This window comes from Romboutsia sp. Marseille-P6047 (genome assembly GCF_900604535.1).
GTDB lineage: Bacteria > Bacillota > Clostridia > Peptostreptococcales > Peptostreptococcaceae > Romboutsia_E.
In genome coordinates, this window is record NZ_UWOT01000009.1 from 50,383 (window position 1) to 64,663 (window position 14,281).

Genomic DNA, 14,281 nt, shown 5'->3' on the forward strand with positions numbered 1-14,281 from the left:
TAGATTGGATAATCACTTTAAATTAGGAGGAGTAATGAAGAAGAGATATTTAATTTTAGCATTAATTGTTTTATCTTATATATCCTTATTTTTAGGAGCGAAAGACATAACATTAATAGATATATTTACAAAAGATCAGGATAAACTTATGGTATTTATGATAAGTAGAATTCCAAGATTAATAAGTATTCTAGTTGCCGGAATGGGAATGAGTATAGCAGGACTTATAATGCAGCAGATAAGTAAAAATAAGTTTGTATCTCCAACAACAGGAGCTACAATAGATGCAGCACAACTTGGAATAGTTATATGTATGTTATTTATGCCAAAGGCATCAATGTTTTCTAAGACAATAGTAGCATTTATATTTTCACTAATAGGAACATTTATGTTTATGAGAATACTTGGAAAAATTCAATTTAAAAATGTAATATTTGTTCCATTAGTAGGTATAATGTTTGGGAATATAATAGGATCTATAACAGATTTTATAGCATATAAATATGATCTTACACAAAATGTAGGTGCATGGATGCAAGGTGACTTCTCCATGATATTAAAAGGGAACTATGAAATACTATACATAACGATACCTATGATAATAATAGCCTATGCATATGCAAATAGATTTACTATCGCAGGTATGGGTGAAGATTTTGCTACTAATTTAGGTCTTAATTATAAGAAGGTAGTAAATTTAGGGTTAGTAATAGTTGCATTAGTAACAGTATGTGTAGTTGTTACAGCAGGAAGTATACCATATATTGGTCTAATCGTACCGAATATAGTTTCATTATACAGAGGAGACAATATAAAAGAAAATATATGGCATACGGGATTATTTGGAGCAGTTTTTGTTCTAGCATGTGATATATTTGGAAGATTAGTTATATATCCGTATGAAATAACAATAGGATTAACAGTAGGTGTTATGGGAAGTATAATATTCCTTTACCTTTTATTAAGGAGGAATGTAAGTGCAGCTTAATAGTGTAAATAAGAAGATAAATAAAAAAACTAACAAAGTAAATTCGAGTTTAAATAAAACTCTATATATAATGGGAGCTTTAGTAATAGTATTTGCAACATTATTTTTATTCTACGGTATAGACATGAATCATTTTGATTATGCAATATCAAAAAGAATACCTAAAATTATAGCAATAGTTTTAGGTGGTGGATGTATTGCATTTACAACAGTAGTTTTTCAAACTATAACCAATAATCAAATACTAACACCTAGTGTACTAGGATTGGACTCATTGTATGTATTAGTACAAACAATAATTGTATTTGCATTTGGATCAACGAGTATATTTATAGTTAATAAAAGTTATAACTTTGTGATAAATGTGGTTATAATGGTGGGAGCATCAATACTTTTATATAAAATATTATTTGAAAAAGGAAAAAATGATATATTTTTCTTATTGCTTGTAGGTATGATATTTGGAACTTTATTTAAAAGTGGTTCTTCATTTATGCAAATGGTAATAGATCCAAATGAATTTTTAGCTTTACAAAGTAGTATGATAGCTAGTTTAAATAATATTAACACAGACGTACTTATGATATCGATGATAATGATTATTGCTATAGTACCATTTATATATGATGATATAAAGTATTTAGATGTATTATCTTTGGGAAGAGAACAAGCAATAAATCTAGGCGTTGATTATGATTCATTAGTAAAAAAGATGATAATAGTGATTTCAGTACTAGTATCTATATCAACAGCTCTTATAGGGCCAATGACATTCTTAGGATTAATAGTTGCTAACGTTGCAAGAGAAGGTCTTAAGACTTACAAGCACAAATACTTAATTATAGGTTCAACTTTAATAAGTATGATAACTCTTGTGGGAGGTCAATTCTTTGTACAACATATATTTAGTTTTAACACAACTTTAAGTGTAATAATAAACTTTATAGGTGGTATTTACTTTATACAGCTTTTATTGAAGGAGAGTAAATAGATGATAGAAATAAAAAATATTTTAAAAAAATATAAAGATAGAAATGTTGTAGATAATGTTTCTTTCAATATAGAAAAAGGTAAAATAACTTCATTTATAGGTCCAAATGGAGCTGGTAAAAGTACAGTTTTAGGAATAGTTACTAGACTTATAAGTGGCGATGGTGGAGAGGTAGTTATTGAGGGTAAAAACTTAAGTGATTATCACACTAAAGAATTAGCAAAAAAAATAGCTATACTTAAACAATCAAATAATATAAGCTTAAAACTTACAATAAGAGAATTAGTTGGATTTGGAAGATTTCCACATAGTCAAGGAAACTTAAATGCTGAAGATGAAAAATATATTGATGAAGCTATAGAATATATGAAATTAACTGATATACAAGATAAGTACTTAGACGAATTAAGTGGAGGACAAAGACAAAGGGCATATATAGCTATGGTTATAGCTCAGAACACAGAGTATATATTACTTGATGAGCCTTTAAATAATTTAGATATGTCTCATTCAGTTCAAATGATGAAAGTTCTTAGAAATCTTTGTGATGATTTGGGTAAAACTATCGTATTAGTCATGCATGACATAAACTTTGCATCATGCTATTCTGATAATATAGTTGCACTTAAAAATGGTAGGATTGAAAAAGTTGGAAAAACAGAAGAGATAGTTCAAAAAGAAGTACTTGAAGACATATATGAAATGAATTTTGATATAAAAGAGATAAATGGAAATAAAATATGTGTTTACTTTTAATAATATAGGGCAATCTTAGTAAGATTGTCCTATAAAAAGAAAAATAATTGAGAATGATTTTAAATACTGAATTAGAAGTAAACTCAATATACAATAAATTTATATAAAGAGAGGGAGATATTATGAATAAAAAAGCAGCAATAATAGCAGGAGTTGCAATAATAGGACTAGTAGGAGCATTTGCATTAACTAAAAATAAAAATAATGTTACTCCAGATACAAATGTAGCAGCAGAAAGTACAATGACAATAACTCATGACTTAGGAGAAACAACAGTAGAAAAAAATCCTGAAAGAGTAGTAGTATTCGATATACCTACTTTAGATACAATGGAAGTTTTAGGAATAGACAATGTTGTTGGAGTTCCAACATCAACGTATCCAGAAAACTTATCAAAATATGACTCAGATGAATATGCAAAAGTTGGTACAGTTAAAGAAGTAGATTTAGAAGCTATAAAATCAGCAGATCCAGATTTAATAATAATAGGTGGAAGACAAGCAGATTATTATGATCAATTAAGTGAGATAGCACCAACAATATCAGTATCAAAAGAAAATACTGATTATGTAGGAAGTGTGACTGAAAATATAAATACTATAGCTGAATTATTTGAGGTGGAAGATAAAGCTTCAGAAGAATTAGCAAAAGTAAAAGAAAGATTAAATGAAGTTAAAGAATTAGTTAATGGTAAAGAAGCATTAACTGTTATGGTGAATGAAGGAAACTTAAGTGTTTATAGTGAAAACTCAAGATATGCTTTATTATATCAAGGTCTTGGATTCAAAACAGCAGATGAAACGATAGAAGATTCAACTCATGGTCAAACAGTTACATTTGAATACTTAGCTGAACAAAATCCAGAATACTTAGTAGTTTTAGATAGAGGAGCTGCTACAGGAGGAGAGTCAACAGCTGAAACAGTATTAGATAATGACATAGTTAAGTCTACTGATGCATATAAAAACGGAAAAATAATATATTTAGATGCATATACTTGGTATATAAATGATGGTGGTCTTAACTCTATAAATATAATGATAGATGATATAGCAAATAATATAAAATAATAAAATTACTTAAAAAGTCAGTTTTAAGTTTAAACTTAAAACTGACTTTATTTATAAAAATGGGAGATATAGTATGTTTATAGAAACTAAAAAATTTACAGTAAAAAAGGGTTATGCAGAAAACATAATTAATAAATTTTCAAGACCCAGAAATGAAGATGATACAAATGAAAGAAAAAAACCTCAAGGACTTATTGATGTTACAATAATGCAAAAGTTAAGAAAAGAAGAACATGAAGAAGTAATAGTTATGTTTAGATGGGAAAGTCAAGAAGATCATAAAAACTTTAAACTTAGCGATGCTCATAAAGAGGGTCATAAAAACAAAGGTGAAAAGCCAGACTTTATAATAAATGTAAGTGTAGATATGTATGATGTTAAGCATATAAATATGTAATTAAAAAGAGATGATTATTAGGAGTCATCTCTTTTATATTGTGTAGATTTATTTTAGTTGGGTAATAAGTATATGATATACTAATTTTATAACAAAAATATATAATCATAGATAGGAGGAGTTAGTATGATAAAAGATTTTATAAAATATTATGAACCATACAAGAAGCTTTTTTTCTTAGATCTTTTAGCTGCATTTTTATTTTCAGCATGTAATTTAGTTTATCCAATGATAACTAGAGATATTATGAATGATGTTGTACCCAATAAAGATTTAAGAATGTTAATTATATTTGGTATAATACTTGCAGTTATATTTATTTTCAAGGCAATATTAAATCATTTTATGCAATACTGGGGGCATGTGGTTGGAGTTAGAATGCAAGGGGATATGAGAAATTATGTATTTACTCACTTACAAAAGTTACCTAATTCTTATTTTGATAATAATAAGACAGGTGTTACTATGTCTAGAATAATTAATGACTTAATGGAAGTATCAGAGCTAGCCCATCATGGACCAGAAGATTTATTTATATCAGGAGTTATGCTTATTGGTTCTTTCTTTATACTTTTAAATATAAATGTAGGGTTAACTATTATTATATTTGCAATACTACCACTATTAGTGTGGTTCGCAATTGCACAGAGAAAAAGAATGAATAAAGCATTTATGGAAACAAGAGTAAAGACTGGGGATGTTAATGCTACTTTAGAAAATAGTATAGCAGGGATGAAAGTTACTAAGTCTTTTTGTAATGAGAAAGAAGAATTAAAGAAATTCAACAATAGTAATAGTATATTTAAGATTGCTAGAGAGTCTGCTTATAAAGTTATGGCAGATTATTTCTCAGGAATGAACTTATTTATGGATATACTTGAACTTATAGCATTAATAGCAGGAGGATATTTCGCTTATATAGGAAAGATAACTCTTGGAGATTTTACAGCATATTTATTATATGTAAAGATGTTTATTGAACCGATAAAAAAGCTTATTAACTTTACAGAACAATATCAAAGTGGTATGACAGGATTTGAAAGATTTATGGAAATTGTTAATGAAGAAACAGAAAAAGAAGCTGAAAATCCTATAGAGTTAAAAGATGTAAAAGGAGATATAAACATTGAAAATATATCTTTTACTTATGAAGATAAAAAAGAAGTATTAAAAGGATTAAATTTAAATATAGAAGCGGGAAAAACCGTAGCACTAGTTGGACCATCAGGTGGAGGAAAAACTACTTTATGTAGTTTAATACCAAGATTTTATGAATTTGAACAAGGTGATATAAAAATAGATGGAATAAGTGTTAAAGATGTAAGTTTAAAATCATTAAGAAAAAATATTGGAGTAGTTCAGCAAGATGTATTTTTATTTACGGGAACTATAAAAGATAATATTATTTGTGCTAAGCCAGAGGCCAATGAGGATGAGATTATAGAAGCTGCAAAAAAAGCTAGAATACATGAGTTTATTGAAAGTCTACCAGAAGGATACGATACTTATATAGGAGAAAGAGGTGTTAAATTATCTGGAGGGCAAAAGCAAAGAATTTCTATATCAAGGATATTCTTAAAGAATCCACCAATAATTATACTTGATGAAGCAACTTCAGCTCTTGATAATGTTACTGAAAGAGAAATTCAAGCATCTTTAGAAGAGTTAAGTAAAGATAGAACTAATTTAGTAGTAGCTCATAGATTATCTACTGTAAGAAATGCTGATGAAATTGTTGTTTTAACTAATAATGGAATTGCAGAAAGAGGAACTCATGAAGAATTAATAAATAAAGGTGGAGTTTATAGTAAACTTCATAGATAATTATAATAAAGCTAGCAAAATTTGCTAGCTTTATTATTTGAAAGACTTAAAAATATATTTAAATTAGGATAGACTTTTGTTAAAAAATAATATAAAGTTTAGGAATATTGATTTAGACTAAAGATATATCATAAAAATAAAGGAGGTGCTAGATGTATATAGATTTCCATAATCATATAGATTTTTATAGTAAGGATAAAGTCAATGAAGTAATAAATATTATAAATAAAGAAAAAATAATAACTATAGCTTGTGCAATGGATGAAAAAAGTTATATAGAAAATATTGGATACTCAAATAAAAGTGATTATATAATACCTATATTTGGTATACATCCTAGTAAAGTTAAAAATAATAAATTTAATTTTGATAAAATAGAAAATTATATAAAATATGCCCCTTTGATCGGAGAAATAGGCCTTGATTTTTATTGGGTAGAAGAAAAAGAAACTTATTTAAATCAAATTGAGGTATTTGAGTATTTTTTACAAACTGCTAAAAAATATAATAAATATATAAATGTACACACTAAGGGGGCAGAGGAATTAGTATTAGATTATATAAAAAAGTATGATGTGTCAGAACAAACTATAATACATTGGTACTCAGGAGAAGAAAAAACTTTAGAAAAGTTAATAGATATAAAGTGTTTGTTTACTGGAAGTGTTGATTTAGGGTACAGCGATAAAACTAATGAGATAATAAAGAAAATTCCAATAAACCAATTATTAGCAGAAACTGATGGACCAACTGCATTACAGTGGGTAAATAATATTTATGGAATGCCAGATGAAATAAAGAAAGTATATAAAAAAATAAGTGATATTAAAAATGTTGAAGTTGAAGAATTTAAAGAGCACTGTAGCAAAATACTAAAAGAAATAACAAATTTTAACAAAAAGTAGCGCAAGTTATTAAAGAATGATACAATTAATATAGAAAATAAAAAATACATACAGGGGAGCTAATTTGCTGAGAGGAGATTAAAATCTCGACCCTTAACCTGATTTGGGTAATGCCAACGTAGGTAGGATGTTAATTATAGTGATTAATAATATAAATTATTATATTTTATTATAAAAAGTCTTATCTTAATGATAGGACTTTTTTTATTAAAAATTAAAAGGAGGAAATAAAATGGTAATAGCAGATATAGCAGTAGTACCTTTAAGACCTTATAGAGGAGAAGAAGAAATGTATAAGGTTGTAGATGCATGTATAGAATGCATAGAAGAAAGTGGATTAAAATATGAAGTTGGTGCAAATAGTACAACTATAGAGGGAGATTTTGAAGACATCTTTAAAATAATTCAAAAGGTACATAAGTTACCTTTTGAACTTGGGTGCGAAAGAGTTATAACTACTGTTAGGATAGACGAGAAAGCAGGAGGAATAACAATTGAAGACAAGCTTAAAAATCATAGACAAAAGTAAAAATTATATCTACCCAATATTAACATTTATAACAATATTAATTATTTGGCAATTAGTTGTTGAATACAAAGAGATACCTCAATACATACTGCCAACGCCAATAGATATTATTAACGTATTTATTAATGACTATCAAGTTTTATTTGCTAATATAAAAGTTACTTTATATGAATCTATATGTGGTTTCATTTTGGCTTTAGTTAGTGCAATGTTTTTAGGAGTAATTATGGACTTTGTAAGTATAATAAGAAAATGCTTATACCCTATATTATTAGTTTCCCAAACTATTCCAACTATAACCATTGCACCACTTTTAATAATCTGGTTTGGATTTGATACTTTACCTAAAATATTAATGGTCAATTTAACTTGTTTCTTTCCAATACTTATAAACTTTGTAGATGGATTAGAAAATATAGATAAAGATTATCTAAATCTATTTGAAACTATGAAAAGTACAAAATTAAAAACTTTTATTCATTTAAAACTTCCAATGTCTTTAGATAAATTATTTTCAGGAGTGAAAATATCAGCAACATACATGGTTGTATCAGCAACTGTTGCAGAGTGGCTTGGAGGAACAGAAGGTTTAGGAGTATACATGGTAAGGTCAAAAAGTGCATATGCACTTGATAAGGTATTCGCATCAACAATTATAGTTGTAATACTTAGTTTAATATTCGTGGGAATAGTAGATATATTAAGAAAAGTAATAATAAGACATAAATAATCAGGAGGAGATAAGATGAAATTAAAAAGAATGATGTCACTAGCTTTAATTAGTACATTAAGTTTAGGAGTACTTTCAGGTTGTACAAAAAATAAAGAAGCAAAAAGTGAAAATGAATTACAAGATGTTACGATGGTCTTAGACTGGACACCTAATACTAATCATACTGGATTATATGTAGCGTTGGAAAAAGGTTACTTTAAAGACGAAGGATTAAATGTAAAAATAGTTCAACCATCTGATGGTGGATCAGCTACTTTAGTTGCAACTGGAAAAGCGGATTTTGGGATTAGTTATCAAGAAGAAGTTACTTATGCTAAGACAAGTAAAGATCCATTACCAATAAAAGCAATAGCAACAGTTATACAACATAATACATCAGGGTTTGCATCTTTAAAGAGTAAAAATATAACTTCACCAAAAGACTTTGAAGGAAAAACTTATGGAGGATGGGGATCTCCATCAGAAGATGCAATACTTGATGCTGTTATGAAAAAAGAAAATGTAGACTTTTCTAAACTAAAAGTTTTAGATGTTGGAGAAGATGATTTCTTTACAGCAGTAAATAACAGTGTAGATATGATGTGGATATTTGAAGGTTGGACAGCAATAGAAGCTAAGCAAAAAGGTATAGATTTAAATTATATATCATTAAGAGATTTAGATGAAAGATTAGATTATTATACTCCAGTTATAATATCTAATGAAACTATATTAAGTGAAAATCCAGAACTAGCTAAAAAGTTTTTAAATGCTACATCAAAAGGATATAATTATGCTGTAGAAAATCCAGAAGAATCAGCAAAAATCTTAGTAAAGCATGCATCTGAAATAGATGAAACCTTAGCTATAGAAAGTCAAAAATTCTTAGCAAATGAATATATAAGTGATGCAAGTAGATGGGGAGAAATGAAGGATAGTGTATGGAATAATTACACAGAATTTTTAAGAGAGTACAATTTAATAGAAAAGGATTTGAAAGCAAGTGATGCATATACCAATGAATTCTTACCAGAATAACAAAGCAAAGCTAATATTAAAAAATGTAAGTAAGAGTTATGATAATTTATTAATATTAAAAAATATAAGCATAGATATAAAAGAAGGGGAATTGATTACTTTATTAGGTCCAAGTGGAAGTGGTAAAAGTACAATATTTAATATAATAACAGGTATTACTAAAATGGATAGTGGAGATATGCACATAGATGGTAAAATAAGTTATATGCAACAAAAGGATTTATTATTGCCATATAAGAACATTATTGACAATGTATCTATTCCCTTAATTATTAATAAGAATAAAAAAGGTCAGGCCAGAAATATAGTGAAACCTTATTTTAAAGAATTTGGTTTAGAAGGGTATGAGTTTAAGTTTCCCAGTGAATTATCTGGTGGAATGAAGCAAAGGGCTAACTTTTTAAGAACTTTTATAAATAGTAAAGATTTAATGTTGTTAGATGAACCGTTTGGAGCACTTGATTCTATAACTAAGTCGAATATGCAAAAGTGGCTACTTAATGTTAGAAAAAAGTTTAACTCAACAATTATGCTTATAACTCATGATATAGAAGAAGCAATCACTTTATCTGATAGGATATACGTTATTTCTGAAAAGCCAGCAAGTATTAAAGCTGAATTTATATTAAATAATAAAAATAAATATAAGTTTGGCAGTGATGATTATATAAAATTAAAAAAAGATATATTGAATTTACTTTAGAAAATAGCTTAGATATATAGTTGTATATCTAAGCTATTTTTATTAAAAGAGTAATGTGAGAATATTAAAGTGTAAAAATGGATAAATTATACTTGTCAATATCATTCAAAGTTTCAGGAGGCATTTATGGACAATAATAAAAATAGAATGAAAGACAGACCAAAATCTAATGCAGAATTAAGAAAAATGTATTTCGAGCATGGCTCTGAAATCGGAGTAAAAGATGGCGAAAAAATAGGGGCAAGAAATTGCGGCACTAATAAAACTAAGAGTGAAAAACTATATCACAAAGTGAAAAAAGATGATTAATCAACCTAAATAAGAAGTGGCAATATAGCTACTTCTTATTTTTTTATAAAAGTATTTTTATTATATAATTGAAGTACTATAATGGAATTAAACAAGTACTTTAAATAAGGAGAAATTTAAATGAATATAAATAATATAGAAAATACAATAGATTTAAGAAAGAAAATAATAGAAAAATCATCTGAATTATTTTTAACTCAAGGGTATAATAAGACTACAGTTAGAAAGATAGCAGATGATTGTGGAATAGGAAGAGGACATCTATACTATTATTTTAAAAAGAAAGAAGATATACTACTTTTTATATACAGAGATTTTTTAGAAAAAATATATGAGTATATAAATAATAATAATGATATTGGCAGTAATACTATGGTTAGATATGCAGTTAGTCAGTATTTATATACATATATAATAGTAAGTTCACATTCATTATTTAGAATATATATAGAAGCATCTAAGGTAGACGTAATAAGAAAAGAATATGTGAGTATATTGATAGACTTATTTAATAAAAAAGGATTAAATAAAGAATTTGAATTTGATGAAGAAGATATATACTTAAGTATGACTATTGGATGTGCAGGAGAAAGTGAACTTCTAAATAGGTATTATGAGAAAGATTGTAGTTTAACTTTAGATGATATAGTAAATAGTACAATAATGACTAGATTATTACTACTTAACATTGATTATAATAAAATTAATAATATAATAGAAGAAGCTATAAAAATAATCAATAATTTAGACCTAGATAATATCAAAAGTATAAGTGAAATAAAAACATTTTGGTCTAAATATATACAGTAAAAGAGAGGTAAAAGTATGATTAAAGAATTACTAATAGGAAGCTCCCTTCTATTAGGAGGATACACTTTTTTTAGATTTGAGAATAAATCATTAGAGAAAGTGGAATATTTTATAGAAAATGAAAAAATTCCAAGGGAGTTTGATAACTTTAATATAGTTCAAATTAGTGATTTACATAATATGAAATTTGGAGAGAATAATTGTAAGCTGTTACAATATGTAGACGAATTGTGTCCAGATATCATAGTAATAACAGGAGATTTAGTAGATGGAGAAAAATCAAATTTTAATGTTGCTCTTAATTTAATAGATGATCTATCTAAGAAGTATAAAGTATATCATATAATAGGAAATCATGAACAAAAGGCTTTAATAAAGAGGTATAGAGATAAGTATAAAGAGTATTTTAGTGAATTAGGTAAGAAAAATATTATAAATTTAAATAATGAACATATTGAGATAAATCGTGGAAATAGTAGCATAAATTTATATGGATTAGTAGTTCCACTAAGTTGTTATAGATACTTATTTGAGAAAAAAGATAATATTAATATAGATAAAAAATATGTTGAAAAATTACTAGGACCTATAAATAAAGGTAAGTATAATATATTATTAGCTCATACTCCTTTTTATTTTAATGAATACGCAAAATGGGGTGCAGATTTAATTCTAGCTGGGCATGTCCATGGAGGAATAATAAGGTTGCCTTTTTTAGGTGGATTGCTATCTCCAAATAGAGAATTTTTTCCTAAGTATGACTTAGGGAAATATGAGTATAATAATTCAGAAATGGTATTAACTAAAGGACTAGGAGGTTCAAAAGTGTTAGTTAGAGTAAACTGTAGACCAGAGTTAGTCAAAATAATACTTAAGAGTAAAGAATAAAAAGTTTATTAAATAATAAAATTAAATAATAAAATTTGAAAATAGAAATTGATAATAAAAGGATATAATGGTGAGTATATATAGAATAGTAAAGCGATGAATTAAGATAGAATTCATCGCTTTACTTTATTATAGAATACATTTTATTAAATTTGTATAATGACATTAAGTTAGGGGTGAAATACAATGTATTTATAAATTACTTAGGCATGCCTAAAATAGGAGGGAGAAATATGTACAGGTTAGCAAAACAGATAGCTAGTCATAGAAAACTTATAATATTCATAGCTTTAATTTTATTAATTCCATCATTATTTGGATATATAAAAACAAATATAAACTATGATATATTAAGTTACTTGCCAGATAGTAGTTCAACTATAAAAGCTGAAAAAATATTAAAAGAAGATTTTGGATCAGGGTCACTATCTATGCTTATTGTAGAAGGTATGGAAGATAAAGACGTTGCAAAATTAAAAGAAAAAGTTTCAAAAGTTGATGGTGTAAATAGTGTATTATGGATAGATGATTTTATGGACTTATCAGTACCTAAGGAAATTATACCCAAAGATATGGTTAATTTTTTATACAATGGTGATAAGTCTACTATGATGGTTATTAATTTTGAAGATGGTTCAGCCAGTACAAAAACTATGAATGCTATAGATGATATAAGACGTATAGCAGGTAAACAGACATTTTTAAGCGGTATGGCAGGAATAGTTAAGGATACTAAAGATATATCAGAACAAGAGATGCCGATGTATGTTATATTAGCAGGAATAGTAACTACAATAATATTATGTTTTGCATTAGAGTCTTATATAACACCATTTATATTCATTGGAAGTATTGCTTTAGCAATAATATATAATTTTGGTACAAATATAATATTTGGAGAAATTTCATACATAACAAAAGCATTAACTGCAATACTACAGCTTGGAGTAACTATGGATTATTCTATATTTCTTTTACATAGATACGATGAGGAATTAGAATTAACAGACGATAGAATCGATGCAATGTCAAAAGCAATTGTAAATACAGCTAAATCAGTATTTGGTAGTTCAATAACTACCGTAGCAGGTTTTTTAGCTCTATGTGCAATGGATTTAACTCTAGGTAAGGATATAGGATTAGTAATGGCAAAAGGTGTTATTATAGGCGTTATATGTACAATAACCATATTACCTGCATTTATACTTACATTCGATAAATTAATTCATAAATATAAACATAAAAGTTTATTACCTACATTTGAAAAAACATCAAATTTTATAGTTAAAAATTATAAAAAACTTGCTATTTTATTAGTAATTGTATTTATACCTGCCTTTATAGGGAATCAAAAAGCAGAAGTTTATTATAATTTAGATGAAAGTTTACCAGATAACTTAGACTCAATAGTAGCAACTAATAAATTGAGAACAGATTACAATATGAATAGTACAGATATAATCCTAATAGATAAGTCGATGAGTTCTTATGAAAAGTCAAATATGGTAAAAGAAATTGAAGATTTAGATGGAGTAAATTTAGTATTAGCATTAGAAAAATACTTAGGACCGGGGGTATATGAAGATATACTACCAAGTGAGATTTTAGATCAATTAATTTCTAATGGATACGAGGAGATTATAGTTAACTCAGAATACAAAGCTGCATCTCCAGAATGCTCAGAACAGTTAAAAGAAATGAATAAGATTGTTCATAAATATGATAAAAATGCTTTAATTGGTGGAGAAGCTCCACTGACTGAAGATTTAATACAAATAGCAGATACAGACTTTAAAAAAGTAAGTGCAGTATCTATAATAGCAATATTTTTAATTATAGCTATTATATTTAAGTCAATATCATTACCAGTAATACTAGTATTAGCAATAGAGACAGCTATTTTTGCAAACTTAGGAATACCGTATTATACAGGTACAGTAGAACCCTTTATAGCATCAATAGTTCTTGGGACAATACAGCTTGGGGCTACTGTTGACTATGCAATATTGCTTACATCTAGATTCCAAGAAGAGCTAATTAACGGATATGATAAATTCACAGCTATGAAAAACTCAATACAAAGCTGTGGAAGATCAATAGTTACAAGTGCATTATCTTTCTTTGGAGCTACAATTGGTGTTGGCGTTATATCTAAATTAGAGCTTATAGGCTCATTATGTGCATTAATGGCAAGAGGTGCTATTATAAGTATGTTTGTAATTATATTCTTTTTACCAGCAATACTTATAATATTTGAAAAAATTATACTAAAGACTAGCAAAGGATTCTTAGAAGATAAGAAGAAACAAGAATTATCTACAGTTCAAGATTAAACTTTTATAAATTTTCGGGGGGATAAGA

General features: G+C 27.0%; 15 protein-coding genes and 1 riboswitch. All 15 genes read left to right on the top strand.

What is annotated here, in order from left to right; all coding sequences use genetic code 11:
- Positions 1-34: 34 nt before the first annotated feature.
- The 15 genes from EIH23_RS10420 to EIH23_RS10490 all read left to right on the top strand — a co-directional run bounded on the left by EIH23_RS10420 (position 35) and on the right by EIH23_RS10490 (position 14,253).
- Positions 35-988 carry an ABC transporter permease gene (locus EIH23_RS10420; protein ID WP_122640230.1) on the top strand — a complete coding sequence of 318 codons (954 nt, stop codon included), beginning with the start codon at positions 35-37 and terminating at the stop codon, positions 986-988.
- Complete coding sequence (locus EIH23_RS10425) at positions 978-1,979, top strand: iron chelate uptake ABC transporter family permease subunit (protein WP_330566221.1); 1,002 nt, start codon at positions 978-980, stop codon at positions 1,977-1,979. Before EIH23_RS10420 ends, EIH23_RS10425 begins: the two co-directional genes overlap by 11 nt.
- Positions 1,980-2,735 (top strand): iron ABC transporter ATP-binding protein, encoded by a 756-nt coding sequence (locus tag EIH23_RS10430; protein ID WP_122640231.1) that lies wholly within the window; start codon positions 1,980-1,982, stop codon positions 2,733-2,735.
- Positions 2,736-2,857: 122 nt separating this feature from the next.
- Entirely contained in the window at positions 2,858-3,805 is a 948-nt protein-coding gene (locus tag EIH23_RS10435) for a siderophore ABC transporter substrate-binding protein (RefSeq protein ID WP_122640232.1), read from the top strand.
- A 73-nt stretch (positions 3,806-3,878) separates the two neighbouring features.
- Positions 3,879-4,202: an antibiotic biosynthesis monooxygenase gene (locus EIH23_RS10440; protein WP_122640233.1), complete on the top strand. Its 324-nt coding sequence runs from the start codon at positions 3,879-3,881 to the stop codon at positions 4,200-4,202.
- 126 nt (positions 4,203-4,328) lie between these two features.
- A complete protein-coding gene (locus EIH23_RS10445) occupies positions 4,329-6,026 on the top strand; it encodes an ABC transporter ATP-binding protein (protein ID WP_122640234.1) in 1,698 nt (565 codons plus the stop codon).
- A gap of 152 nt (positions 6,027-6,178) precedes the next feature.
- On the top strand, positions 6,179-6,931 hold the full coding sequence (locus tag EIH23_RS10450; RefSeq protein WP_122640235.1) for a TatD family hydrolase: 753 nt from the start codon (positions 6,179-6,181) through the stop codon (positions 6,929-6,931).
- A gap of 42 nt (positions 6,932-6,973) precedes the next feature.
- A riboswitch (TPP riboswitch) is annotated at positions 6,974-7,073 on the top strand.
- Positions 7,074-7,163: 90 nt separating this feature from the next.
- Positions 7,164-7,460, top strand: a complete 297-nt coding sequence (locus tag EIH23_RS10455) for an MTH1187 family thiamine-binding protein (protein WP_122640236.1) — start codon at positions 7,164-7,166, stop codon at positions 7,458-7,460.
- On the top strand, positions 7,426-8,190 hold the full coding sequence (locus tag EIH23_RS10460) for an ABC transporter permease (RefSeq protein ID WP_122640237.1): 765 nt from the start codon (positions 7,426-7,428) through the stop codon (positions 8,188-8,190). The genes EIH23_RS10455 and EIH23_RS10460 overlap by 35 nt, the downstream gene beginning before the upstream one ends.
- Before the next feature lie 15 nt (positions 8,191-8,205).
- On the top strand, positions 8,206-9,210 hold the full coding sequence (locus EIH23_RS10465; protein ID WP_122640238.1) for an ABC transporter substrate-binding protein: 1,005 nt from the start codon (positions 8,206-8,208) through the stop codon (positions 9,208-9,210).
- Entirely contained in the window at positions 9,179-9,913 is a 735-nt protein-coding gene (locus tag EIH23_RS10470; RefSeq protein WP_243113397.1) for an ABC transporter ATP-binding protein, read from the top strand. Before EIH23_RS10465 ends, EIH23_RS10470 begins: the two co-directional genes overlap by 32 nt.
- Before the next feature lie 126 nt (positions 9,914-10,039).
- Positions 10,040-10,222, top strand: coding sequence for a hypothetical protein (locus EIH23_RS10475; RefSeq protein WP_122640240.1), 183 nt, complete (start codon positions 10,040-10,042; stop codon positions 10,220-10,222).
- Positions 10,223-10,342: 120 nt separating this feature from the next.
- Positions 10,343-11,032, top strand: a complete 690-nt coding sequence (locus EIH23_RS10480) for a TetR/AcrR family transcriptional regulator (RefSeq protein ID WP_122640241.1) — start codon at positions 10,343-10,345, stop codon at positions 11,030-11,032.
- A 15-nt stretch (positions 11,033-11,047) separates the two neighbouring features.
- Complete coding sequence (locus EIH23_RS10485; protein WP_122640242.1) at positions 11,048-11,920, top strand: metallophosphoesterase; 873 nt, start codon at positions 11,048-11,050, stop codon at positions 11,918-11,920.
- Positions 11,921-12,153: 233 nt separating this feature from the next.
- Complete coding sequence (locus tag EIH23_RS10490; protein ID WP_122640243.1) at positions 12,154-14,253, top strand: efflux RND transporter permease subunit; 2,100 nt, start codon at positions 12,154-12,156, stop codon at positions 14,251-14,253.
- Positions 14,254-14,281: the final 28 nt, after the last annotated feature.